The 23,212-nt window shown below is 66.7% G+C and carries 23 protein-coding genes; 12 read left to right on the top strand and 11 right to left on the bottom strand.

Annotated elements, in window-relative coordinates; genetic code table 11:
- Window positions 1-158 precede the first annotated feature (158 nt).
- Both HX774_RS15220 and HX774_RS15215 read left to right on the top strand, forming a co-directional pair.
- A complete protein-coding gene (locus tag HX774_RS15220; protein ID WP_178828121.1) occupies window positions 159-2,294 on the top strand; it encodes a marine proteobacterial sortase target protein in 2,136 nt (711 codons plus the stop codon).
- A gap of 65 nt (window positions 2,295-2,359) precedes the next feature.
- On the top strand, window positions 2,360-2,905 hold the full coding sequence (locus HX774_RS15215; RefSeq protein ID WP_178828119.1) for a class GN sortase: 546 nt from the start codon (window positions 2,360-2,362) through the stop codon (window positions 2,903-2,905).
- A gap of 15 nt (window positions 2,906-2,920) precedes the next feature.
- Here HX774_RS15215 and HX774_RS15210 read toward each other — a convergent pair whose 3' ends face one another.
- Window positions 2,921-3,532: a TetR/AcrR family transcriptional regulator gene (locus tag HX774_RS15210; RefSeq protein ID WP_178828117.1), complete on the bottom strand. Its 612-nt coding sequence runs from the start codon at window positions 3,530-3,532 to the stop codon at window positions 2,921-2,923.
- Window positions 3,533-3,703: 171 nt separating this feature from the next.
- On the opposite strand from HX774_RS15210, the gene HX774_RS15205 reads away from it, so the two are divergent.
- From HX774_RS15205 to HX774_RS15180, 6 genes are read left to right on the top strand one after another with little or no spacing between them, the layout of a single operon-like run.
- Window positions 3,704-4,630, top strand: a complete 927-nt coding sequence (locus HX774_RS15205; protein ID WP_178828115.1) for a hypothetical protein — start codon at window positions 3,704-3,706, stop codon at window positions 4,628-4,630.
- Window positions 4,627-5,499, top strand: a complete 873-nt coding sequence (locus HX774_RS15200) for a ThiF family adenylyltransferase (RefSeq protein WP_178828113.1) — start codon at window positions 4,627-4,629, stop codon at window positions 5,497-5,499. Before HX774_RS15205 ends, HX774_RS15200 begins: the two co-directional genes overlap by 4 nt.
- Window positions 5,496-6,152, top strand: coding sequence for a hypothetical protein (locus HX774_RS15195; protein WP_178828111.1), 657 nt, complete (start codon window positions 5,496-5,498; stop codon window positions 6,150-6,152). The genes HX774_RS15200 and HX774_RS15195 overlap by 4 nt, the downstream gene beginning before the upstream one ends.
- Window positions 6,119-6,697: a hypothetical protein gene (locus tag HX774_RS15190; RefSeq protein ID WP_178828109.1), complete on the top strand. Its 579-nt coding sequence runs from the start codon at window positions 6,119-6,121 to the stop codon at window positions 6,695-6,697. The genes HX774_RS15195 and HX774_RS15190 overlap by 34 nt, the downstream gene beginning before the upstream one ends.
- Window positions 6,694-7,818, top strand: a complete 1,125-nt coding sequence (locus HX774_RS15185; RefSeq protein WP_178828107.1) for a GNAT family N-acetyltransferase — start codon at window positions 6,694-6,696, stop codon at window positions 7,816-7,818. The genes HX774_RS15190 and HX774_RS15185 overlap by 4 nt, the downstream gene beginning before the upstream one ends.
- Window positions 7,815-8,780 carry a hypothetical protein gene (locus HX774_RS15180; protein WP_178828105.1) on the top strand — a complete coding sequence of 322 codons (966 nt, stop codon included), beginning with the start codon at window positions 7,815-7,817 and terminating at the stop codon, window positions 8,778-8,780. The genes HX774_RS15185 and HX774_RS15180 overlap by 4 nt, the downstream gene beginning before the upstream one ends.
- Here the strand turns inward: HX774_RS15180 and HX774_RS20280 are convergent, their stop codons facing one another.
- A complete protein-coding gene (locus HX774_RS20280; protein WP_178828103.1) occupies window positions 8,781-10,430 on the bottom strand; it encodes a c-type cytochrome in 1,650 nt (549 codons plus the stop codon).
- 340 nt (window positions 10,431-10,770) lie between these two features.
- On the opposite strand from HX774_RS20280, the gene HX774_RS15170 reads away from it, so the two are divergent.
- Together HX774_RS15170 and HX774_RS15165 are read left to right on the top strand one after the other, a co-directional pair.
- A complete protein-coding gene (locus HX774_RS15170; protein WP_178828101.1) occupies window positions 10,771-11,094 on the top strand; it encodes a hypothetical protein in 324 nt (107 codons plus the stop codon).
- Between the two features lie 135 nt (window positions 11,095-11,229).
- A complete protein-coding gene (locus tag HX774_RS15165; RefSeq protein WP_178828099.1) occupies window positions 11,230-11,955 on the top strand; it encodes a lysozyme inhibitor LprI family protein in 726 nt (241 codons plus the stop codon).
- 24 nt (window positions 11,956-11,979) lie between these two features.
- Here the strand turns inward: HX774_RS15165 and HX774_RS15160 are convergent, their stop codons facing one another.
- From HX774_RS15160 to HX774_RS15130, 7 genes are all read right to left on the bottom strand, one after another.
- Window positions 11,980-12,495 (bottom strand): hypothetical protein, encoded by a 516-nt coding sequence (locus tag HX774_RS15160; protein WP_178828097.1) that lies wholly within the window; start codon window positions 12,493-12,495, stop codon window positions 11,980-11,982.
- A gap of 62 nt (window positions 12,496-12,557) precedes the next feature.
- Entirely contained in the window at window positions 12,558-13,142 is a 585-nt protein-coding gene (locus HX774_RS15155) for a hypothetical protein (protein ID WP_178828095.1), read from the bottom strand.
- 55 nt (window positions 13,143-13,197) lie between these two features.
- Complete coding sequence (locus HX774_RS15150) at window positions 13,198-13,698, bottom strand: hypothetical protein (RefSeq protein WP_178828093.1); 501 nt, start codon at window positions 13,696-13,698, stop codon at window positions 13,198-13,200.
- An 80-nt stretch (window positions 13,699-13,778) separates the two neighbouring features.
- Window positions 13,779-14,525 carry a hypothetical protein gene (locus HX774_RS15145; RefSeq protein WP_178828091.1) on the bottom strand — a complete coding sequence of 249 codons (747 nt, stop codon included), beginning with the start codon at window positions 14,523-14,525 and terminating at the stop codon, window positions 13,779-13,781.
- 282 nt (window positions 14,526-14,807) lie between these two features.
- Window positions 14,808-15,773, bottom strand: a complete 966-nt coding sequence (locus tag HX774_RS15140; protein ID WP_178828089.1) for an SDR family NAD(P)-dependent oxidoreductase — start codon at window positions 15,771-15,773, stop codon at window positions 14,808-14,810.
- Window positions 15,774-15,792: 19 nt separating this feature from the next.
- Complete coding sequence (locus tag HX774_RS15135; RefSeq protein ID WP_178828087.1) at window positions 15,793-16,851, bottom strand: SDR family NAD(P)-dependent oxidoreductase; 1,059 nt, start codon at window positions 16,849-16,851, stop codon at window positions 15,793-15,795.
- Between the two features lie 31 nt (window positions 16,852-16,882).
- Window positions 16,883-18,631: a hypothetical protein gene (locus HX774_RS15130; protein WP_178828085.1), complete on the bottom strand. Its 1,749-nt coding sequence runs from the start codon at window positions 18,629-18,631 to the stop codon at window positions 16,883-16,885.
- A gap of 287 nt (window positions 18,632-18,918) precedes the next feature.
- On the opposite strand from HX774_RS15130, the gene HX774_RS15125 reads away from it, so the two are divergent.
- Window positions 18,919-19,443 (top strand): helix-turn-helix domain-containing protein, encoded by a 525-nt coding sequence (locus HX774_RS15125; RefSeq protein WP_178828083.1) that lies wholly within the window; start codon window positions 18,919-18,921, stop codon window positions 19,441-19,443.
- 213 nt (window positions 19,444-19,656) lie between these two features.
- On the opposite strand, the gene HX774_RS15120 is transcribed toward HX774_RS15125, so the two are convergent.
- The gene (locus HX774_RS15120; RefSeq protein WP_370523710.1) at window positions 19,657-20,607 is read right to left on the bottom strand and encodes a DMT family transporter; all 951 of its coding nucleotides are present in this window, start codon (window positions 20,605-20,607) and stop codon (window positions 19,657-19,659) included.
- Window positions 20,604-21,746 carry an anhydro-N-acetylmuramic acid kinase gene (locus tag HX774_RS15115; protein ID WP_178828081.1) on the bottom strand — a complete coding sequence of 381 codons (1,143 nt, stop codon included), beginning with the start codon at window positions 21,744-21,746 and terminating at the stop codon, window positions 20,604-20,606. Before HX774_RS15115 ends, HX774_RS15120 begins: the two co-directional genes overlap by 4 nt.
- Before the next feature lie 184 nt (window positions 21,747-21,930).
- Here HX774_RS15115 and tyrS point away from each other — a divergent pair, with 184 nt between their 5' ends.
- Complete coding sequence (gene tyrS, locus HX774_RS15110) at window positions 21,931-23,187, top strand: tyrosine--tRNA ligase (RefSeq protein WP_178828079.1); 1,257 nt, start codon at window positions 21,931-21,933, stop codon at window positions 23,185-23,187.
- Window positions 23,188-23,212 lie beyond the last annotated feature (25 nt).

Below are 23,212 nucleotides of genomic sequence, written 5' to 3'. Positions count from 1 at the left end.
CCGTTTGCCATCCCACTACGCACATTTCCGCACATCGCGTCAATCGAAGGCCCTACCGCCGCTGCGCTTGCGGACAATGGCGGAGATTTGCCTCGATTTCGCATGGCTGTGCGCACATCCGACTGCCTAGTGAAAAGGCTCCATCAAGGAGCATCCCCATGACCCCGCCCCTCGCCGCCAGGCGCCGCCCTGGCTCTTTCCCAAGGCTCGGCCGACGTCGAGCCGCCCTGATCGCCAGGCTGTCGGTCTTCGTCCTGTCGGTGATGATGTTCAGCTTCACCTCACTCGCCCATGCGCGACAACTCGCGCCGGGCGACGAGATCACCTCCGGCTCCCTTCTGTTGCGGGCCAGGGACGGGGCGACGCCTTCCGCGGTGCAGTTGGGCACGGACATGGACGTGACCGTCACCGGCCTGATTGCGCGGGTGAAGGTGGTCCAGGCATTCCGAAACACCAGTCGCGACTGGGTTGAGGCCACCTATCTCTATCCCCTGCCCGAAGACGGCGCGGTCGACAGCCTGAAGATGGTCGTCGGCCAGCGGGTGATCATCGGCGAGATCAACCGACGCGCCGCCGCGCGGGAAATCTATGAACAGGCCAAGGCCGAAGGTCGCGCTGCCGGTCTGGTCGAGCAGCAACGCCCCAATATGTTCACCAACCGGGTCGCCAACATCGGACCGGGCGAAACCGTCCTGATCGAGATCGAATACCAGGCCCCTGTGCGCCGCATTTCGGGGGAATATGGATTCCGGCTGCCGCTGGTCGTAGGGCCGCGCTACGCCCCGTCAGATACGTCGGCGGCTGACGTCGCTGCGACCCGCGCCCCGGTGCTGAACCCTCGTCGCCACGCGGACATCAATCCGGTATCCATCACGGTGCGCCTGAACCCCGGCTTCGCGCCAACCGGCATCACCAGCCCCTATCACGCCATCCAGATCGTCGAGGGCGCGGGATCGACGCGGACCATCACCCTCAAGGACGGTTCAACGCCGTCGAATCGCGATTTCGAGCTGAGGTGGCGTTCCGCCGAAACCGCCCCCGGCGTGGAGCTGTTCCGAGAACGCGTACGGGCGGACGACTATCTGATGGCGCTGATTTCGCCGCCGGAGAGCAACCGTCGCAGGAGCCCGCCGGTGCGCGAACTGGTCTTCGTCATCGACAACAGCGGTTCGATGTCCGGCGACTCCATGCGTCAGGCCAAGGAAAGCCTGAAGCTGGCCCTGCGCAGCCTCTCACCGACCGACCGCTTCAACGTCATTCGCTTTGACGACACCATGACCGAACTGTTCGACAAGCCCGTCCTGGCGACGCGCGAACAGATCGCCCTGGCCCTGCGCTACGCCGATCAGCTCGAGGCCAGCGGCGGCACCGAAATGCTGCCGGCCTTGAGAGCCGCCCTGGTGGACGACACGCCCGAAGACGCCGGACGCGTGCGCCAGGTGATCTTTCTGACCGACGGCTCAATCAGCAATGAAGACCAGATGCTGGCCGCGCTCGGCTCGAACCGGGGTCGCAGTCGCGTCTTCATGGTCGGCATCGGCAGCGCGCCCAACAGCTTCCTGATGAACCGCATGGCCGAGGTCGGCCGAGGGACCTACACCCATATCGGCGACACCCGCGAGGTCATCACCCGCATGTCGGCGCTGCTGGACCGCCTGACCCGTCCGGTCCTGACCGACCTGCGGGTGGTCACCCAAGGCGGCGACGCAGAGTTCGCCCCGGCCGATCTGCCCGATCTCTACGAAGGCGAGCCGCTCATCCTTCTGGCCCGTGCGTCGAATCCTCGGGGATCGATTACCGTCTCCGGCATGCTGGACGGACGTCCCTGGAGCCGTCGCATCAATCTCAACCAGGCTGTGGAAGGCGTGGGCGTCGCCAAGCTCTGGGCCCGACGCCGCATCACCGACGCCGAGGTCGGCCATCGCCTGGATCAGATCAGCGCCGAGGAGGCCGCCCAGACCATCGCCCAACTGGGTCTCGACTTCTCGATCGTGACCCGGGAGACCAGCCTGGTGGCCGTTGACCGCACGCCCTCGCGGCCCCAGGGCGCACGCCTGACCGAGGAGGAACTGCCGTTGAACCTGCCGGCAGGCTGGGACTTCGACCGCATATTCGGCGCCCCCGCCCCCGACAGCGCTCGGTCGACCGAAGCCGCGACCGACGACCCCAGCATCCCCTTTGACCTGCCGCAGACGGCGACCGCATGGGCGCTGTCCGTGTGGGCGGGGCTGGGGCTGGCGCTGATCGGCGGACTGGGACTGATGGTCATGCGACGTCGGCGCGCGCGGTCGTGAAACCGCCCCCTCCCCCCGCCGCCAAGGGAGGGCGCCGATGGCGCGCCCTCCCGACCGCAGGCTTCATGGCCCTGTCCGTCGCGGGCCTGTGCCTGGCAGGTCAGGGCGCCGTCATTCCCGCCAAGGCGGTCCTGGCCCAGGTGCTGCTGGAACGCGCATTCGCCAAGTCGCGCTCGACGAGCGCTCCGGTCAAGGCCTGGCCCTGGGCCGACGCCGTCCCCGTCGCGCGGATCATCGTGCCGCGATTGGGGGTTTCCGAGATCATCCTGTCCGGCGGCTCCGGCGAGGCCCTGGCCTTCGGACCGACCCTCGTACCCGGCAGCGCGCCCCTCGGTCAGAACGGAACCGCCGTCGTCGCGGCCCATCGCGACACCCACTTCAGCTTCATGCAGGATCTTCAGCCAGGCGATGTCGTGGTCGTCGAAACCACTGACGGCGACCGCGCCTCATTCCGCATGCAAGGCGGCTATGTGGTCCGCAACGACCGGTTCGCCATCGCCTCCCGCGCGGTCGCCCCCACCCTCGTTCTCAGCACCTGCTGGCCGTTTGACGCCGCCATCCGAGGCCCATGGCGCTATGTCGCCATTGCACACGCCCAGTCATCGGGATGAGCGGGCGCGGCGGCGTTACTTCAGCCCATCCATCGATGCGCCGGCATGGTTCAGGCTTTCACGGACGCGCTCCAGCGCCAGCTCCATGGGCTGCTCGATTCCCATCAGGGCGAAACTGCCGTTCAGATCATAGACGCAGTGCCCGTGAACCACCGCGATGAGCGAACGGGCCAGACGCGGCGCGTCGGCCTGCACCCTGGACGGCAGGACGGCGACCACCTCGTCCACGATGATCTGGGTCAGCCCGCCGCGCCGTTGATTCTGTTCATCGGACAGGACGACGTCGGGCGGCAAATGATGGTCATAGATGGCGGTCCAGCTGTGACGATTGGCGCGCGCGAAGCCGAAATAGGCCTCAACGAGACAGCGGATCCGATCTGGCCCGCTCTTCTCCAGGGCTGCCCGGACCTCCTCCGCCCAAAGTTGGAAGGTCCGCGTATTGATGGCGATCAGCAGCTGATCCAGGGTGCCGAAGACATTGTACAGGGTGCCGATGGAATAGCCGATCCGCTTGGCCACCTCCCGCGCGGAGAAGCGCGCGAAGCCGACCTCGGCCATATGCTTGTGGCCCTCGACCAGAAACAGGTGTTCCAGCTCTTGCCGCGTATGATCGGATCGTCTGCCCATTGGGCGTGCATAGCAGAATCCCACTTTGGGAAAGCCGAAGAAACATCTGTTTTTGCACTTTATTGATCGACGTTCATTTCGAACTATGCTCCTTCGCCTTGACGCGGCTCAGGGCGACCGTTCCAGTGAAGCTGGCGGACGCGCGCGGGCCGTCCCTCGAATGACGGTCGTATGATCAATCTGCATTGGCGCTCGGGTCGGGATTTAACGACGCATATCGTCGAGCGCCCTGGGCTGACCCTGTCGGGACCGGATATCGAGGCCCTAACGACCGACCTGCGGTCGGTTGCCGCGACGACGCTGGATCAGGCCTCCCTGGCCTATGGCGTTCTGGGCGGCGACGCCGAGCGGCTGAGGAACTGCGTCGTGACCGTGGTCTATCAGGGCAAGGGGGCGGCCGCCCGGCCGGTCGCCTTCAACGTCCTGTCTCTGCTGGAGGCCGAACTGGAAGGCCGCCCGACCCAGGTCATGCATCTGGGCCTCGTCATGGTCGATCCGTCCTTCCGGCGGCGCGGCATGTCGGCGAGCCTCTACGGCCTGACCTGCGTCCTGATGTTCCTGGCGGGGCAAGGCCGACCGCTGTGGATCTCCAACGTCAGCCAGGTGCCCGCCGTCGTCGGCATGGTGGCCGAGACCTTTTCCGACGTCTTTCCTTCCCCACGTCCTGGCGCAAGGCGCAGCTTCGATCACCTGACCCTGGCGCGTCAGATCATGGCCCGGCACAGGGCGGCTTTCGGCGTCGGCCCAGAGGCGGGATTCGACGAGGCGCGCTTTGTCATCACTGACGCCTATACCGGCGGCTCCGACGCGCTGAAGAAGGCGTTTGAGCAGGCCGCGCCGCATCGAACAGAGGCCTACAACGCCTTCTGCCGCGACCAGCTCGACTATGAGCGGGGCGACGACCTGATCCAGATCGGCCGCATCGATATGGCCGCCGCCGGGCGCTATCTGCGCAAGGTCGCGCCGCCAACGACCGCCATGGGGCTGGGCGGTCTGGTCGTCATCATGGCGGCGCGCATGGCGGTCCTGCCGCTGATCTACTGGCTTTCGGCCAGTCGCCCCTGGGGCGTCCTCAGACCCTGGAAAGAGGCCCGATGACCGACGACTTCTATGCCGAGATGACAACCCGCAACCTGGGCTTTGTCAGCGAACAGGAACAGACGCGCCTTAAGGAAGGCGCCGTCTTCGTCGCCGGCGTCGGCGGCATGGGCGGGGCCTGCGTGCAGATGCTGGTCCGCGCCGGGGTCGGCCGCATCGCCATCGCCGACCTGGACACCTTCGAGGTCTCCAACCTGAACCGCCAGGTCTTCGCGTTCACTGACACCGTGGACCGGCCCAAGGCCGAGGTCACGGCGGAGGGCCTGCTGAAGATCAACCCCGACCTGCATCTGACGGTTCTGGGCGCCGAATGGACCGAGCAATTGGAGACGCTGGCGCGCGCCTATCCCGTCATCGTCAACGGCTGCGATGACGTGGCGGCGACGGTCGAACTGTATCGTGTCGCCCGGCGATGCGGGGCCAGCGTCATCGACGCCTACGCCTCGCCCCTGCCCTCGGTCATCCTGGTGCGGCCCGAGGATCCGCGCCCGGAAGACCGGCTGAACTACCCGACGCACGGGACGCCGTGGCGTGAGATCACGTCGGACCAGGCCAGCGACGCCTTTCTGAAGGAGATCGAGTGGGTGCTGACCCATTCCTCGTCCCACGCCCATGTCGACCTGCAAGCCGCCGCCGACATGGCGGCGGGCAAGCGCAAGCGGATGAGCTTCGCCCCCATGGTGGTCACCGCCGGCGCCCTTATGGCGGGAGAGGCCCTGTCCCTGATCATGGGACGGCGCACGCGCACAGACTGTCGCGGCTGGTTCCTGAATGTGCGTGAAGCCCGGGTCGAACGGCCTCTTCCCGGCCCGGTCGCCTGGGCCAGGGGCTGGCTGGTGCGCCGGATGATGCAGCGTCTGTTGGCATGACCACCGCCGCCGACATTCAGATGCTGGTCGACGGCTTCGGCGCCCTGGGGGCGCTGGCCGTCGCTCTGGTCCTGGTCAGCCGCAAGGGCCGCACCACGGTCCAGAACGTACTGATGCTGGTCTTCGGCCTGGCGGGCCTGTTCTACGCCTGCCGGGCGCTGGCCAGGGCGACTGGCGTCGAGGGCTTTGGCCTGGTCAGCCTGATCCTGGCCTGCGCCCTGCCGCTGGGAGCCTTGCTGCTGGCCGAAAACCTGCTGCGACGCCATGCGCCCCTGCCGATCAAGCTGATCATCGCGGGCGGAACGGTGCTCGGCCTGGTCGCCGCTATTCTGGCCGGATCGGGGCTGGAGCGGGCCTTCAGCCTGGCCCTCTATGTGCCCCTGGCCCTGGCCCTGGTTCTGGGGCTGATCCTGTTTCGCGACCGCTCGACCCTGGCCCCGATGGAGAATGCGGCGCTCGATTCCTACGGCCGCGCCCTTCTGGCGACGGGCCTTCTGGCGCTGACCGATTTCGGCTTGATCTCGCCGTTCGGGCTCAGCGCCCTGGGCATGCTGGGCCTGGCCTATGCGGCGGCGGCCGGGCCAGCGCCCCGCGCCGCTGGATTGACGCACTCAAGGAATTGGCGCTGGCCGCCACGACCTCCCTCCTGCTGACCGGAGCCCTGCTGCGCCTGCGCCCTCCGGCCTCCCTGCTGGAGGCCGAAGGCGTGCTGGCGATCACGGTCTCGGCCCTGCTGGCCCTGTCGGTTCTGCTACGCCTTCAGTCGGGCGGCGGCGATCAGCAACGCCGCCTGTTCGAGCAGACCCTGGCGACGGCGGACACCACCGACCTTGGCCGGTTCATCGACACCGCGTCGCGCGCCGCGCCCCTGCAAGGTCTGGTTCTGGCCGAAGGGGCGGACCTGTCGGCCTATGATCCCGCCCTGCTGCACGCCGCCTTCGCGGATGACGTCGTGATGGACCTGACCCGTCTGAACCACGCCCCGTCCGAGGCCGAACGCGACGCCCGCGAGCAGCTTCGCGACCTGCTGCGTCGGCACGCTTCGACCCACGCTATCCTGATCAACGCCGCCCCCTTGCGGATCGCCCTGATCGCCCTGGGCGGCTCGACACGCGCCGAGGAAGACGAGCGGGCCATGGCACTGTTTCAGAAGATGGCGGCCATGGTCACCGCTCGAGACGCCGGAGACCCTGCATGAGCCTGACCCTGGTCCGGGGCGATTTCGACGCCTTCTTCCGCACGCCCTTCGTCGTATATCCAAAGGATACGCCCTACGTCTCGCCAATGCGCTCTGACCTGCAGCGCTATCTCGATCCGCACAAGAACCCGCTGCTGAAAGGCGGCGGCGACCTCGCGGTGCTGGTCGTGATACGCGACGGTCAGCCCGTCGCGCGGGCCACGGCGCACCGCCACCCGGCGTCGAACGAACGGCACGGCCTGTCGCGCAGCTATTTCGGCTATCTCGACGCCGCCGACGATCCCGAGGCGCTGCGCCTGCTGTTCGACGGGATTGAGGAGTTTGCACTCCGACACGGCGACGACGAAATCGCCGGCCCTTTCAACCTGACCGCCATGCAGCAAATCGGCCTGGTGACAGAGGGATTCGAGCACGCCCCCTTCACCGACATGGTCTGGTCCCCGCCCTATCTGGCCGCTCGCCTGGAGGCCATGGGCTATGCCGCCGGATTCCCCATGTCGACCTTCCGTTTTCGTCCTGGCGAGGTGGATCGCGACCGCCTGCTGACGCCCGGCGCCCGAGCCATTCTGACCTCCGACGACTGGACCTTCGCCCCCATAGACCGACGCCGCTTCAAGCCGCGGATGGAGGAGGCGCGCCTGTGCCTGAACGGCGGCTTCGACGCCAACCCCATGTTCGTCCCCCTGACCGGCGAGGAGTTCGAGTTCCAGGCTGGGGAGATGATGTGGATTCTCGACCCGGCCCTGTCGTCGGTCATCCACTACAAGGGCCAGCCGATGGGGGTGGTCATCTGCATTCCCGACCTCAACCCCTTCGTGCGCGATTCCGGCGCGACCTACGGGCCTCGCGCCCTCTGGGCCTGGTTGAAGATGCAGTTCCGGCCACGACGCGCGGTGCTGATCCTCTATTCGGTGATGCCCGAGACGCAAGGCCAGGGGGTCAATCCCGCCATGCTGTGGCGCGTCATCGGCGCCTTGCAGCAGCGCGGCTATCGCGAGTGCGGCTGCACGTGGATCGCCGACGTCAACGGCGCCAGCCTGCGCCAGCTCGAACGGATCGGCGGCGAACGGCTGCACCGCACCCACCTGTTCCGCAAGGTTCTGGATAACGCCGCAGCATGACGCCCGAGACCTTCGCCGCCATCGTCGCCGACGCCGCCCTGTCGCCCAACGTCCACAATATCCAGCCCACCGTCTGGCGCCGGATCGACGACCACACGGTCGCGGTCATGCAGGCGCCCCGTCGCACCCTGCCGGTCGGCGACCCAACGGGCCGCGATGTCGCCGCCAGCCACGGCGCGGCGGTCGAAGGCTTCGTCCTGGCCGCCAGCCTGCGGGGACTTGAGATCGGTTTGGCCGCGCCCGAAGAGGGCGAGATCGTCCGCCTGATCGTGACCGGCGAAGCAACGCCAGACCCGCTCGCACCCTTCCTGACCCGACGCCGCACCTATCGCGGAAAGTTCACCCCCGACCGCGCCGAGGCGGCGCTGGACGCCCTGGCCCAGACCGCGCGCGACCTGACCGTGCTGCGCGATCGCGCCGACATCGACCATGTCGCGCGCCTCAACGATCAGGCCAGTCTGAAAGGTTTTCGCGACGGCGGGTTCCGGGCTGAACTTCTGGCCTGGATGCGGTTGTCGCCACGCCATCCCTGCTGGAGCGTGGATGGCCTGAACGCCCGCGCCATGGAGATGTCAGGCGTCGAAGCCCTCGGTGCGGGGCTGGTGCTGAAGCCGGGCGTGTTCGAGCTTTTTGATCGGCTGGGCCTGGCCGGCTCCCTGACCGGAGAAGCCTCGGTGGTGAAGTCCAGCGCGGCCGTCGCCCTGTTCCACCGCCCTGTCGCAGAGACGCCGTTCGAAACCGGGCGCCGTTGGCACCGGGTCTGGCTGGAAATCACGCGCCAAGGCCTGACCGCTGCTCCGATGACGGTGTTGGCCGATGACCCGGCGGCCGCCTCTGCCCTGGCGACGCGCTTCGAACAGCCGCCCGGCGCGCGCCTGATAACCGCCTTCCGCATCGGCCGCGCCGCCGACGACGCCCTGCCGCCGCCTGCCCGCCGCTCGGTCGCAGACCTGATCGTCTGATCAGAGCCGCTTCAGGAATTCCAGCAGGGCCAGCCGGTCTTCGCGGCTGAGCCCGGCGAACGGCGCCTCATGCCCCCGTCCGTTCAACCCGGATTGGCGCGTGTCCACCCAGGCCGGCTGCGCATAGGGGCGATAGCCCTCCGGATAGGCGACGCCGACCCGCTGCATATCCATGGCGTGGCCGCCGACACGGAACCGCACGGGCCGTTCCTCCAGACCCAGAAGGGCCGCCAGACTGGGAACCGAGCCATTGTGCAGATAGGGCGCGCTCTGCCAAAGCCCCGTCAGCGGCGGTGCGGCATAGACGCCGGTGTACGCCGCCGAGATCGAGGCCCGCAAAGGCGAGGCGTTGACCCGCGCGGCCAGATCCTCCGTGAGCGCCTCTGCGCGCGTCCGGTCCGTCCCCACGTCGCCTGCCCAGTTGGGAAAACGGACCAGTCGCGGCCCTTCGGCCGTCTCGGCATAGGTCCCGTGACAAGATGCACAGGTCCGCTGGAAGATCTCGCGTCCAGCGGCGGCGCGGGCCTGGTCAATCCGCCCGGGGAAAGGCTGCGGCCGCACCGTCTGAAGAAAGGCCCAGGCCGTCTTCACGTCAGGGACGTGCCGTCGCGACTGCGCGCCCGACACGCCCATGCTCGGCACGGTGAAATAGGCGGTGATGGCGGCCAACTGATCACGATGAGCCTCGGTCAAGTCGCTGGCCTCCATAGGCCGGAACCGTTCCTGGCCCGGCGGCGCATAGGCGCCGTCCCACAGCAAGGCGCTGCGCCAGGCGCGGTCGGCCAGATGCGGGATGGAGGTGAACCCCGTCTCGCGCGTCATGGCGTGCGGATCGTTCGCCAGCAAGCCGTGTTGCAGCTTTAACGCCGCCACCCCGTTGGTCGCGCCCGGCAGGCCGTTGGAGAAGGGCAGAACCCCCTGCCCGGCTGCGGCGATGGCCTTCATCCGTTCACGCACGCGCGGCATGACGAAGGACTGAAGCGTCGCGCGCTCGCGCTCGGTCATATCCGGGTACAGCTGGTCCACCGTCGCCATCAGGCGCTCAGGCTGCGCCACGCCAAGTTGCAGCGCTGCGTACAGACCCTGGGTATAGGCCTCCAAGTTTAGCGAGGGATTGGGCGCGCCCAGCCAGACCCGATCCGACGCCGGACGCCCGTCTGCGTCATAGGTGGGCGCGGCGTGGCAGGCCGCGCAGCCGATATTGCCGATCTGTAGTTCGATCGGCGGCAGGCTGCGTCGCCCAACGCCCAGGGTGACGCCCAGCACGGCCTCAGGCCTCGGGGGCGGCCCAGCTCCGTCCGGCCAGTTGGCGATCTCCATCGGATACAGGAAACCATAGCTCGCCAGAATCCGACGAAGCGACGCCTGGGACACGTCTTCCGGCGCCTGCGCCATGACCAGCGCCGCCGAGGTCAGCTTCCACGGCACGGCGACCGTCTGCATCGCGTCGGTGTTCAGACCGCCATAATCGCCAAAAGCGAACAGAAGCGCACCCCTTTCCTCCCGGTCTTGGGACAACAGCCGACCATCCAGCGCTGTAGCCGTGGCCCGGACGTGGCCGCGCGCCATGTCCCAGACCGATTGGCCGGCGCCGCTGCATCCCGCCAAGGCGCCTGCGCCCGTCAGCAAGACGCCAAGGATCAACGTCAAACTAGGCTTCGACCATCGCATCACTGAGTCACCCTCAATCCCAGCCCTTGGCTCTGCATTACAGACGCACACCCTTAATATATTGATCGTCGTTCATTTGCAGATATGCTTCCTCGCCTGACGTGTCGTTTTTTGCGAGAATTTCATGCGCATCCTGCCCGTTGCCGCCATCGGCCTCCTGACCTTGGCGGGTTGCGGCCCCTCGTCCGCCGAGAGCGCCCCTGTGAGAGCTGGGCCTGAAGGTTCACCGGCCGCGCCTCGCGCCACGCCCCCGAAACCGAAGGCTAGGGCTGCCGATTCCGACGCCGTGTTCCAGCGGGATGAACCGGCAGCCGCGACCATGACCTTGGATCGCGAGGGTGAAGTCTGGCGCGTCACTTTCAGGGCCGGGGGCGTCCCGAACGGCCCCGCGACAGCCGCCGACTGCGAACTTCAGGCGGTGGGGTCTCAGGACTCCGAAGACGTCATCGCGGCTCGCTTGGTTCCGTTCGAAGGCGAACTGAACACGATCGCCGCCGGCGACATCGGGGCCGACGCCCCGGTCATCCAGGTGCGCGTGGGGCCGGAGGGCGTGTTCGTTCATGACAGCGGCGCCGCCGTTCGCTTTTGCGGCATGGGCTCCGACATCGACGGCTTCTACCGAAGGACCGGCGCGCCAGGGTGAACAGGCCACACATAACGGCCTTTGATGGCCATGCCTCCACGCGATTCCGCTTTAATTTCCATCCAATCAGCAGATCGACGCTGTCGTTTTCCTACGGGCGCTGCTGACGCCTGACACATCATCCAGGTTGAGGTCATGTTTCACTCTTTCCACTCCAAGGCTGCCCGGGTCTCACCCCTGCTCGTCGCCGCGGCCCTGACGTTTCCGATCTGGAGCGCAGCAACTCCAGCGGCCGCCCAAGGCGCCGATTGCCGCCGCGCTTCCGGTCCCGTCGAGACCGCCATTTGCTCGACGCCGGCCCTGGCCAGGCTGGACGCACAGATCGCCCGACGATACGCGGCCGTCATGGCGGAACTGGACCCCAAGGACGCCCAGGCGCTTCGACGTGATCAACGCGCCTTCGTCGCCGCGCGGGATGAGGCCGGCGCGACCCGCACCGGATCGGTCCTGGGCGAGGAACTGACCCAGCGACTGTCCGGCCGCCTCGCCTTCCTGGACAGCCTTCGCAGCGATCCCCTCGTCACCGTGGTTGGGCGTTGGCGCAACCTTAACGGCGAGATCGTCATCAACCAGTGGGCGACCGGCGTTCTGACCTTCGAAGCTCAGACCACGGGCCAAGCCGGATCCCCTTGGGTCTGCGAGGCCAGCGGAAAAGGCGAGTGGATCGGCGAGGACGAAGCGCGCTTTGACCACATAGACGACGCGGCCGCCTGGAGCCTGAACGTCAAGACCGAGGGCACGACGCTCATCGTCAAGGAAGCCACCCCGAACGGCGCGAGCTCCCCGCCCTATTGCGGCTTCGGGGGCTCCCTCGCTGGAACCTATTTCCAGGCCGAACGCCTGCCGGACCCCTCGCGATAATCGCAACGCAAGACGCAGGAGCTTTCAGGGAATGGTTCTGGGACTAGCGACAATGCCAGGGCTGATGAACTGTCGGCGTCCCGTCCAGGTCAGCAACTTGACCAGCGTCCCACCCGGCCTGGCGAAGTCCTCGCACTCGTCCGGTCGGGGCAGTCCCGGATCGGCGGCGACGAAGGCGCCCTTCCGCAGACCTTCGTAATAGAGGGCGAAGTCCGCCTGCTGATCCTCGAACAGCACCGACTGGCCGAACTCCATCTCGGCTCGGGCGTTGGCGATGATCAGTTGACCATCCTCTTCGCTCAGCAGCTCACACCTCGCCCCGATCACGACCAGCCGCTCGATACGCACCGCCAGACCCGCCTGGGCCTTGACCAGATCAAGCTGGAGCCTGGCGTACTCGGGACTGGCGCTCATCCATTCCTTCATGGCGGCGCGGGCCGCCGCGGCCTCGTCGTCAGGCGGGCTGTTCTGGGCCGCAGCCACAGGGGCTGCGCCCAGAACCAGAGCCGCAGCCAGCCCGCCAAGAAAACCTAACGCCATCTGATGCGTCTCCAGGGGTCCGGGCGCCCGGCTTGCGTCGCCGAGTTCGCCCTGACGTATCATCAGCCGGGAATGGGACCGATCGGCCAGTTGCTCAGCGTCTCCATGTCGCCTTCCTCGGCGGGGCAAGGCGTATAGAGGGTAAAGGCTAGATCCCCCTCGAAATACCAGTCAGCGCCCTTCTCATAGCCCTCGATGCCGGTGGAATAGCAGACCGCCGCCTTGCTCCCGTCCGGGATCATCAGGATGGCCCAGTTGGTCGAGCCAGCACCCGCCGGATCATAGCCGTGCAGCAACAGACGTCCGCGCGTCTCCGTCACCACGCCCACGACATTGTCGTCGAAAACGATGGCCTTCTGGATGTCGCGGTCCGCGCCCGAGGCCACGATCGCGGCTCGAACGGCCGGGTGCTGGAAGAAGGTAACGCCTTGGATCGGTTCGGTCGGGTGCTTGCCGATGTAGGCTGACAGCGTAGGGGCCTCGCCATCCTTCGCCGCCGCAGCGGTCGCGACAGGCGCGCTCGACACGGCCGGGGCCGAGGCCGAGGCTGCATCGCCACGCTCGGCGTCTTCAGCCTGGGAACAGGCGGCAAGCGTGGCAGCTAGGACGAAGGCGCCGAGTGCGGCGCAGGTGGTTCGGAGGGTCATCCGGAATCCTTCGGTATGTTCGGGTCCGCCCAGGGATGGCGGGTTTGGACTTGGGTCAGGGTTCGACGGCGCGCATCTCGATCGTCAGAGGATCATCCCCGCCACCGCGACCGAAGAGAGTGGCGACGACCGTCTGTCCCTGCGAAAGCGACAAAGGCGCGCTCTTCAACGAGTGACCGCCGCCAAGCTCCTCCTCCAGGACCGTAAAGGTGGTGCAGGTCGCCTGCCCCAGACGATCGGCAAGACCCTGATCGATCTGGCCGCGCCAGCCAGGGAGTGAGGACGGGTCGGGCAGTTCAATCTTCTTGCCGACGATCCGCCCGTCGCGGCGCCAGTTGTAACTCACTCCGTCGGACGCCAACACGGTGCAGCCGGTCCGACCGCAATGCAGAGTCCCGACTGGGGCCTCCGCCATCAGTTGCTGCTGTCGTTCCCGCGAAATCGTCTGGCCGATGAACAGATCACCCTTGTCCAGCGACGTGCAGATGTCCTGGGCGAAAGCGCCCGTGGAGGTCACCGAAATAGCGGCGGCCAGACTTGTCATGAAAATACGCACGGAGATCTCCTTTTGCCCCTTTCACACCCTCGGCGGCGCTCATGGACCATCGCGGCGTCGGTGAGACGACGCTCATTTGCTCAGCAAGCGGAGACCCGGCTCGTACCGTCGAGCCGGTACGCACCGTCAGCGCCGCGCTTGTAGACTTCGTCGAAACTCGCAGACCCGGTGTAGGAGACCGTGAAGCTTCGTCCCTTTTCAGCCGACGTAATCACGCCCTCGACGCCGGGATCGCCCCCCTCGACGCTGGCGTCGGAGAAGGAGGTCGGGATGCGCGCGATATCCTTCGGTCCGGATGGCGTCAGCTCGGTCAGGACAGCGTAGCCGCACGCCCGACCCTGCCACACGCCGCCAGCCTCGGTGAAGAGGACGGGATGTTCGGTGATCGCCCGGGTCCAGCCCCACTGCATGGCGGGATTTCCCATCACGCCGACGGCGCCGACATCAAGCCATTCTCCCTGAAGCCTGTAAGGATAACGCGGCTCCCCGGCGTCATGGGAGAGGTAGTGGACGGCGTTGAGGCCGGTGCAGGCTTGGCCGGTGCAGTCATTCGCACCCGTGCTCACCAGGGCGACGCGCGTGTCGGAAAGAGGGATGAAGGCGAGCGGGACGAAACTGTAGGCGTCCTCTCCGACCTCCCTCACAGCTTCATTGCGCTCGGCATCAGGGAAGGCGACGACAAAGGCGGCGGGCGTCCCGGCCGGGACCGCGTCACGATTGACGTCCCGAGTCTCGATCACAGACTGCGCAAGCGCCGCCGGAGCGAAGGCCGCCGCCGATGCGAGCGCGGCCAAGGCTGTGAGCGTAACTGTCTTCGGAGTGATCATGAGAAACCCGGTCAAGCTGGAGAGGCGCCAACAATTAGACACTGTTCACAATCTCTGCAAGCGCGGTTGTGAACTCGGACAGACCCGCCCTTCGCTAGGCTGGCCCTCAGTAACGAGTCCTCGACCGGATCAAACGGAATGACGTGATCAGCTTATCGGCCGCCAACATCCATGGCGTAGGCGCGAATGGACCACCTAGGTCGGGAATGCGCCAGAAGAGGTCATCCGTTCATCGCCGAAAAGCGGACATCGCTCCTCAAGCAGGCACATCCCGGTTCGCCGTCAGTAAGCCGTCCAGCCACCGTCAGTCGCGTAAACTGCTCCGGTGAAATTGCTGGCCTCGTCAGAGAGCAGGAACAACATCATGGCCACCTGTTCCTCCACGGTGGCAGGCTTGTGCTCGGGATCGGCGTAGGCTTGCAGGGACTGGGTCTTTGCCCGTCCCATGTTGGCCATGCCCGGCGGCGTGGGGTTGGCGCGCATGGCGGCGGCGACCAACTGGCCCGCACGGGCGACCATCGGCGTGTCGGTGGCCGCCATGTTCACCGAATTGACCCGGATCTTGTAAGGCGCGTAGTCGACGGCGGCGTTCCTGGTCAGGCCGTTCACCGCGTGCTTGCTGGCCACATAGGCCGGATTGCCCGCCAGACCCGTCATCCCGGCGATCGAGCCGACATTGACGATCGCTCCGCCTCGGCCCTGGGTCACCATCTGCTTCAGCTCGGCGCGCAGGCTGTTGAAGACCCCCGTGGCGTTGGTGCGGATCACCTTGTCCCAGTATTCGCTTGTCGCCTCATGCAGAGGGGCGAAGATCAGCGGCTTTTGGCGGTCGTAGTCGATGGGCTCGCCGGAAAAGACCCCGTCCATCACGCCCGCGTTGTTGAGCGCCAGATCGACGCCGCCATAGGTCTCGACCGCCGTGCGCACCATGCGCTCACACGTTGCCGGATCGCCCACGTCGCCTTCGACGAAGACGGCGCTGCCACGGTCGGCGACGATCCGGGCGATGGTTTCGCGACCCAGACCGCCCAGCCAGTCGACGCCGACGACATTGGCGCCTTCCCGCGCGGCGCGGACGGCGGCGCCGGCTCCCATGCCACGCGCGCAGCCCGTGACGATCATGGTCTTGCCGCGGAAACGACCCGGGAAGTAGCCGTCGGCGGCTGCTGCTTCGCGCGCGCTCGCTGCGGCCGTCGTCGCGCTGGCGGCGGACAACGCCCCTGCCAGCAGAATGTCGCGCCTATTCATACGTATCTCCTCAAGGATATCAGTAGGTGGTGAAGCCGCCATCGGTGGCGTAGTTGGCCCCTGTCAGGTTCGAGGACTCCGGCGACAGCAGAAACAGCATCACCGCCACCTGTTCGGCCGGGGTCGAATCCCGCGCGTGCTGGTCGGAATACTGGAGCAGGCTCTTGGTCTTGATCATGCCGATGCCGCCGCCTTCGCCCGTCGCACGGGCGCGCTCTCGCAGGATCTGCATGGCGCGCTCGACCATGGGCGTTGCGGTGTTGGCCATGCAGACCGAGTTAACCCGGATGCCGTAGGGGGCGTAGTCAATGGCGGCGTTCTTGGTCAGGCCGTTCACAGCATGCTTGCTGGCCACATAGGAGGGTGTGCCGCCGAATCCACGCAGACCGGCGACCGAGGCGACATTGACGATGGCGCCGCCTCGGTTCTGCTTCATCATCTGGCGCAACTCGGCGCGCAGGCAGCGAAAGACGCCGGTGGCGTTGACCCGCATCACCACGTCCCAATAGTCGTCTGAGGCCTGATCGATACGCGCCATGATCAGGCTCTTTTGCTTGTCGTAATCGATCGGATCGCCGGGATAGATGGCGTCCATCACCCCGGCGTTGTTCAAGGCGGCGTCCAGGCCGCCGTATTGGTCGACCGCCGTGGCCACCATCCGGTCGCAGACCGCGTTCTCCGACACGTCGCCCGGCACGAAGACGGCTTTTCCGCCGTCGCGGCGGATGCCGTCGATCACCGCCCGCCCCTCATCCGCCAGCCAGTCGACGCCCACGACATTGGCGCCTTCGCGCGCCAGGCGGATCGCGGCCATCCGCCCCATGCCGCGCGCGCAGCCGGTGACGATCACCGTCTTTCCGGCAAAACGACCGGGCACGAAGTAGTCATCAGACAAGGCCACGATATTCTGGGCGTGCGGGTCCTTGTCGTTGGGCGGACTCCAGGGACGGGCGTAGGGGCCCAGCGCTTCGGAGGCCTGGGCGGTGAGCGCCGCTTCCGCCTCGGCCGCGCCGGCCAGGGTCAGTCCGCCGGCCGCTCCGGCGCCGAGAGTCTTCAGCATGTTTCGACGGTCAAGCATCGGGTGTCTCCGTTTCGAAATGGGGAAGGGATCAGAAGGCGTAGCGGACGAAGGCCATTACGCTCAGCCAGTCGCGGGCCTGGCCGTTCAGGGCCGCCTCCACGGCGTCGCCGGGCCGGGTGTAGGGGACGTGGCCGTGGACATAGACGTTGTGCGAGGCGAACCACTTGCCGGTCACGTTGGCCTCGTAGCCATACTCGCGATCAGCCATGACGCTGAGCGCGGGGTTGCCGCCGATGTTGTTCAGCGTGTCGGCCCGGAAGGCCCACAGTTGAGGCACGATCTCAAACTTCGGCGAGGGTCGCAGCCTTAGCTGGATGCGGTGCGCGGTGACGTTGGAATCCTGCACCACCTTGAAGTGGTTGGCCCCCTGCACCCACTGCTCGCCGTTACCGCCCGACAGCAGGGGGTCCCAGCGCTCGTACCGGCAGGTCGCGGGATCATCGCCCGAGAAGTGTGACAGCCGATAGCTGAGCGACGGCCGCCACTTCGTCCCGGCGAAGTCGTAGCCGACCTCACCGTAGCCGGCGGTGGCGCGCATGCTGATGTCGTCATGGGTCTGCAGAGCCAGTTCACCGCCGAAGAAGGGGCCTGAGGCGCCTGCCGGATGCGGCCGGTAGGTGAAACGCATATCGTACAGACGCAGGCCATCACGCGTGCCGATCGGCGTGCCCGTTGGACCGAAATAGGCGGCGTTCGACTGCGGCACGAACAGATAGCTGCCGCCCACCATCAGTCCAGCGGCGGGCGCGAACTCCAGATTCAGACCGGCGATGCGAGTCTTGCTGTCGAGTAGGGGCAGCTCGTCAGGATCGACGTAGAAAGCCTCCAGCTTGGTGTTGTTGACGCTGAACTGGGCGAGGCCGACCATGTCGGCGGCCCAGCGAGCATTGGCCTGCAAGGCTGCGCGCTCCTGGCCGTTCGCCGCCGTGTTGGCGATCAGGAAGGCGTTGGCCAGGGTGAACCTCTGTCGACCGGCGGACAGGTTCAGCACATAGCGGTCGCCCGCCGCCGTCGTTCGCCCGGCGACCAGGCCGACATAGGCGTCCTCAACCCCCGTATGGCTGCGGGTCTTGTCGGTGAACAACTCCTGCCCCGAAGACCCGGAGGTGATCGCGCTCAGGCCGCCATAGACGTAGAGCTCGTCCGTCAGCGGCGCGATGCCGTAGAGACCATAGTGGACGAAACCCTCGACCCAGTCGTCGTATCCGCGGCCGGCGGGACTGCCCTCGACCAGAGGATTGCCGTTCAGCATGGCGTCAGGTTGTCCATACCAGGCGTTGTTGTTGGCGTAGTAGAGGGCCATGCTTTCCAGCTTGGTCTTCACCATGACGCCGTTACGGTCGTACAGAAGCGGGAAGTCGTCAGCGCCGCCCTGAAGGAAGACGCCCCGGTCCGCCCGCTCGGCGGCGGCTCCCAGGGTCACGTTCAGGCGGATCGTCAGACCGTCGGCCCCGAATTCCAGATCCCGCGCGACAGCCGCCACCATACCGCACCTCCGCGCCGCGCCCAGGGCGAACGACAGACGTTCCTCTGAATAAACATCGCCCGGAAACAGGTTCACCGCCCGCCGCACGCAATCCGTCGCGCGGCTGTTCACTGCTGCATCGGCCGAAGGATTGACGGCGATAACCTCGACCGCCCCGATCCGCGCGCCTGCCACGCCGTCGCTGCCGCCCGACTGGGCCTGGGCCGGATGAGAGGCCGCCGCCCCGATCAGTGCGATAGAGGCGCCGAGGCCGATGTTCGAAAGGATCGCCGACTGGCGTGAAGTTGTCATCAGGTCGCTTGCCTTTCGCGCAATGCCTGAGCAAATCCGCACTCCGTACTCACCTCCCCCAGATAAGAAACAGAACATGATACAATAGCCGCAATCTTTGGCGGCTATAACGCCAAGCATATTCATAAGAACGCCCGCCACATCGGCGGAACGACATCAAACTATTGGCAGATCATCGGGGGCAACAATGCTCAAGGCGCCCATTTTGGGGCGCCTATGGATCAAAAAGCGCCCTTGTGCATTGTTCTCCCGGCTGAATTCCGGCCATGAAGCTGTGGAGTTCCTGGATGTACGACACCCCCGCGCATTCCAGAGCGAAACCTGCCAGAACGCGCAGGCCGACGGCGGCGGAAGTGGCGGCGATCTTCGAGGCGGACTACCTCGGGTACCAGTATCGGCTCGTGGAGTTTCTGGCTGAACATCTGGCGGACGTCAGCCGCACTTTCGACGGCGATATGCATGCTCCCGTCATCCTGACGAATATCGGGCAGGTCTCTTTGCAGGCGACGGCGGCTGCGCGCGACGGCGGCAAGAGCCTCGGGGATACTCCAGCGGATCGTCGCGGCATGACCGCCTGCCGCCTAGCCGACGTCACCGGCATTCCTCGCGAAACCGTTCGCCGCAAGCTAGCCGGCATGGCCGAGCGCGGCTGGATCGAGCGTCAGGACGGCTATTGGGTCCTTACGCTCGCGGGGGAAGAGGCCAGGGTCAGACAAGACATCTTGCCCCTCCACCGGCGCTCCCTGCAGCGCGCCGCGCGCCTCTATTGTCAGCTCGACGAAGTCGTCAAAGCCGCCAGCCTCCAGAAGTAGACTGTTAAGATCAAACGCTCCCGGTGTCAGTCCGAGAGCGGAAACCGTAAAGGTCCACTTTGAGTCAGAAGCGGACGTTGTACTGTTCGAAAACGTAGCGCGACTCGCAGTCGCGCATTTTTCGAACGGGAGTTCCGGATTCGCGCGACCTATTCGAATAAGTGCGAATGCGGGGCCTGCCGATTGCGGACATATCAATCGCAAGGTTTGCAATCAGTCACAACTCAGGATCGCCTCTAGGCGATGCGCGCGAACGCACCAGACGACGCTGATCACCATCAGGACCATGGCCGCGATCTCGATCACGGTCGGTCCGCGCCCTTCCCACAGAAAGCCGTAGAGGAAGGCGAACAGGGTCTCGGACACGATCATCTGGCCCAGCATGGTCAGGGGCAGCAGACGGCTGGCCTGGTTCCAGAAGGCGTTACCGATGATGGAGGCGAAGATCGCCACGCCCACGCTGACGCCGAGAAACCGCACCCAGGCCTCGCCTGACCAGACACCCATGGTCAGCAATGCTGGAACCGCCAGCACCAGGGCGAAACCACCCGTCACCACCCCGGTCAGCAGCGACCAGTCGTGCGGAGAAACCTCGGGCAGCCGCCCCATCCAGCGGCTGTTGCCGATGGCGAAGGCCGACCAGGACAACAGGGCCGCCAGCGCACAGACCAGACCCATCAGGATCTGAGCCCCGTCGTGGCCCGCCCCGCCGCCCTGGCTCATGGACTCCCAGCCGATCAGGCCGACCGCCAGGGCCGCGACCGCGATCGGCGGCGCCACGCGTTTCAACGGCGGCGAATCCTTGTCCTTCAGCCCCCACAGGGCGACCACGACCGGCACCATGCCGACGATCAGGGCCGAGGCCCCGACTCCCGCAAAATGGACGCTGACCACCAGGAAGACGAAATAGACGATGTTCCCGGCCAGGCTCAGCCAGGCAAGCGCCCGCCACGCCTTCCAGTCCAGCGCGGCCGTCACGCGACGCCAGCGCGGCGCGATCAGCAGGGCGGCGATCAGGCCATAGGCCAGGTATCGCCCCGCCGTCAGCATCATCGGCGAAGCCTCCGGCGCGACCTTGGGCGCCAGGAAGACCAGCCCCCACAGAGCGCCTGCCGCCAGACCGCTGGCGACGCCCCAAAAGCGTTGGGACTGAATCAGGCTCACGGCTCGCCGGGCTCCACGATGCGGCCGCCGGTCAGGGGCTCGGCCACGCCCGTCGTGCCGGGGAAGCTAATCGGCAGGCACAGCAGGCAGCGCGCGGCCAGGAAGGCGAAGGCCTCGGCCTCGATGGAATCCCCGCGCCAGCCCTCGTCCTCGGCGGTCGTCACCGGCACGCCCGCACGCTCGCGGATCGCCGCCAGCAGGACTGGATTATGCCGTCCGCCGCCGCAGGCCACGACCTTGGTCGGCTTCTCGGAACAGCGCCCCACGCCCAGCGCTGCCGCCTCGGCCGCAAAGGCCGTCAGCGTCGCCGCCGCGTCTTCCAGCGACAGGCTCGCAACCGGGTCCAGCGAGAAGTCAAACCGATCCAGAGACTTCGGCCCCGTCGAGGCGAAATACGGATGCGCCAGATAGGCCGCCAGCACGGCCTGATCGACGGTCCCCGCCGCCGCCAGCTTGCCGCCCTCGTCCATGCGCTTCTTGCCGCGCGACTGCACCAGCAGGTCCACCATGCCGTTGGCCGGTCCGGTGTCGAAGGCCTCCAGCTCGCCATCGGCGCGGACCAGGGTGATGTTCCCCACCCCGCCCAGGTTCAGCACCGCGACCGGTCCGCTCAGGCCCGATTTCCGCACCAGGGCCGCATGATAGACCGGGGCCAGCGGCGCCCCCTGCCCGCCCGCCGCCACGTCGGCGCTGCGGAAATCATAGGCCGTGCGCACGCCCAGCCCTTCGGCCACGCTCAGGGCGTCGATCAGTTGCACCGTGCGGCCCGGCAGTTCCGGCGTCGGCGCCTCGTGCAGAACCGTCTGGCCATGCACCCCGACCAAATCCAGGGCGCTGGCCTTGACGCCGTTTACCGCCATGAAACTGAGCGCCGCCGCCAGGTGGGCGTCGGCCACCGCCATGCGGGCGTCCTCGAAGCTGTCCGGTTCTTCCTCGTCACGCTCCCAGTCCAGGGCGTCCTCGATGGCGTCCTCGACGATGGCGCGCGTCTCGGCGTCCAGCTTCATCTCGCCCGCGGGGCCGAAGCTGATGATGTTTTCGCCGTCGGTTTCGATCACCGCCATGTCCACGGCGTCGAGCGAGGTGCCGGTCATGAAACCGAGCACGCGAAGGGTCTTTGTCGAGGAGGAGGTCGTCATGGCGGGTTGACTGCCACGTCACGCACGCCGTAGCTAGCGCCCATGATCGCCGCCCGCGCCATTTCCGGCCTGTATTACCGTTCGCTGAGCTAGCGAGCGGCCGCGATCTCGTGCCGCCTTCGCTGGCGGTGCGACTTCCTCGACAAGGAAGACGGCCGCCGGCATCCCTGCTACGGAGCCGTCCATGACCGACCAAGCCTTCAAGTCCGACTTCCTCAAGACCCTGCAATCGCGCGGCTATATCCACCAGGTGACTCACCCGGCGGAGCTGGACGAGGCCGCCTCGAGCGGGATCGTGACGGCCTACATCGGCTTCGACGCCACGGCGCCGTCGCTGCACGTCGGCAGCCTGATCCAGATCATGATGCTGCGCCGCCTGCAGCAGGCCGGGCACAAGCCCGTCGTGCTCATGGGCGGCGGCACGACCAAGGTCGGCGACCCCACCGGCAAGGACGCCTCGCGCCCGCAACTGACCGACGAGACGATCCAGGCCAACATCGCCTCAATCAAGACCGTATTCGAGAAGTTCCTGACCTTCGGCGACGGCCCGTCCGACGCGGTGATGGTCGACAACAACGACTGGCTGTCCAAGTTCGGCTACGTCGAGTTCCTGCGCGACTACGGCACGCATTTCACCATCAACCGGATGCTGAGCTTCGACTCGGTCAAGCTGCGCCTTGAGCGCGAGCAGCCGATGACCTTCCTCGAATTCAACTACATGCTGATGCAGTCGGTGGACTTCCTGGAGCTGAACCGCTCGCTGAACGTGACGCTGCAGATGGGCGGCTCGGACCAGTGGGGCAACATCACCTCGGGCGTCGACCTGGTGCGCCGCGTGGATCAGAAGGCCTCCTTCGGCCTGACCACGCCGCTGCTGACGACCGCTTCGGGCGGCAAGATGGGCAAGACCGCTCAAGGCGCGATCTGGCTCAACGCCGAGCAGCTCAGCCCCTATGACTACTGGCAGTTCTGGCGCAATGCCGAGGACGCCGACGTCGGTCGCTTCATGCGCCTGTTCACCGACCTGCCTCTGGACCAGATCGCGCTTTACGAAGCCATGGAAGGCGCCGGCATCAACCAGGCCAAGAAGGCCTTGGCCGACGCCGCGACCTCCATGCTGCATGGCTCGGAGGCCGCCCACGCCGCCCGCGCCGCCGCCGAGGCCGCCTTCGAAAAGGGCCAGCTTTCGGCTGACCTGCCCACCGTCGAGCTGCCGCGTGATGAGGTGATCGGCGCCATGATCGCCGCCGTCGTCACCAAGGCCGGTCTTAGCACCTCCAACGGCGAGGCCCGTCGCCTGGCCCAGGGCGGCGGCTTGCGTCTCAATGACGAAGCCATCGCTGACGGCGCGCGCCTGATCGAAGACGCCGACGTCAACGCCGAAGGCGTGTTCAAGCTGGCCGCCGGCAAGAAGAAGATCGTCTTGGTGCGCCCCGTTTAACCCGTTCATCCCGGCGGACGCCGGG

The sequence above is a fragment of the Brevundimonas sp. P7753 genome, assembly GCF_013386595.1.
In the GTDB taxonomy this organism is placed as follows: domain Bacteria; phylum Pseudomonadota; class Alphaproteobacteria; order Caulobacterales; family Caulobacteraceae; genus Brevundimonas; species Brevundimonas bullata.
This window is presented reverse-complemented; position numbering and strand designations above follow the sequence as displayed.

Excerpts from the sequence above, each read along its gene's own strand:
- HX774_RS15220 (WP_178828121.1), top strand. The coding sequence starts at position 159 with ATGACCCCGCCCCTCGCCGCCAGGCGCCGCCCTGGCTCTTTCCCAAGG.
- HX774_RS15215 (WP_178828119.1), top strand. The coding sequence starts at position 2,360 with ATGGCCCTGTCCGTCGCGGGCCTGTGCCTGGCAGGTCAGGGCGCCGTC.
- HX774_RS15210 (WP_178828117.1), bottom strand. The coding sequence starts at position 3,532 with ATGGGCAGACGATCCGATCATACGCGGCAAGAGCTGGAACACCTGTTT.
- HX774_RS15205 (WP_178828115.1), top strand. The coding sequence starts at position 3,704 with ATGATCAATCTGCATTGGCGCTCGGGTCGGGATTTAACGACGCATATC.
- HX774_RS15200 (WP_178828113.1), top strand. The coding sequence starts at position 4,627 with ATGACCGACGACTTCTATGCCGAGATGACAACCCGCAACCTGGGCTTT.
- HX774_RS15195 (WP_178828111.1), top strand. The coding sequence starts at position 5,496 with ATGACCACCGCCGCCGACATTCAGATGCTGGTCGACGGCTTCGGCGCC.
- HX774_RS15185 (WP_178828107.1), top strand. The coding sequence starts at position 6,694 with ATGAGCCTGACCCTGGTCCGGGGCGATTTCGACGCCTTCTTCCGCACG.
- HX774_RS15180 (WP_178828105.1), top strand. The coding sequence starts at position 7,815 with ATGACGCCCGAGACCTTCGCCGCCATCGTCGCCGACGCCGCCCTGTCG.
- HX774_RS15170 (WP_178828101.1), top strand. The coding sequence starts at position 10,771 with ATGACCTTGGATCGCGAGGGTGAAGTCTGGCGCGTCACTTTCAGGGCC.
- HX774_RS15165 (WP_178828099.1), top strand. The coding sequence starts at position 11,230 with ATGTTTCACTCTTTCCACTCCAAGGCTGCCCGGGTCTCACCCCTGCTC.
- HX774_RS15160 (WP_178828097.1), bottom strand. The coding sequence starts at position 12,495 with ATGGCGTTAGGTTTTCTTGGCGGGCTGGCTGCGGCTCTGGTTCTGGGC.
- HX774_RS15155 (WP_178828095.1), bottom strand. The coding sequence starts at position 13,142 with ATGACCCTCCGAACCACCTGCGCCGCACTCGGCGCCTTCGTCCTAGCT.
- HX774_RS15145 (WP_178828091.1), bottom strand. The coding sequence starts at position 14,525 with ATGATCACTCCGAAGACAGTTACGCTCACAGCCTTGGCCGCGCTCGCA.
- HX774_RS15140 (WP_178828089.1), bottom strand. The coding sequence starts at position 15,773 with ATGAATAGGCGCGACATTCTGCTGGCAGGGGCGTTGTCCGCCGCCAGC.
- HX774_RS15135 (WP_178828087.1), bottom strand. The coding sequence starts at position 16,851 with ATGCTTGACCGTCGAAACATGCTGAAGACTCTCGGCGCCGGAGCGGCC.
- HX774_RS15130 (WP_178828085.1), bottom strand. The coding sequence starts at position 18,631 with ATGACAACTTCACGCCAGTCGGCGATCCTTTCGAACATCGGCCTCGGC.
- HX774_RS15125 (WP_178828083.1), top strand. The coding sequence starts at position 18,919 with ATGTACGACACCCCCGCGCATTCCAGAGCGAAACCTGCCAGAACGCGC.
- HX774_RS15115 (WP_178828081.1), bottom strand. The coding sequence starts at position 21,746 with ATGACGACCTCCTCCTCGACAAAGACCCTTCGCGTGCTCGGTTTCATG.
- tyrS (WP_178828079.1), top strand. The coding sequence starts at position 21,931 with ATGACCGACCAAGCCTTCAAGTCCGACTTCCTCAAGACCCTGCAATCG.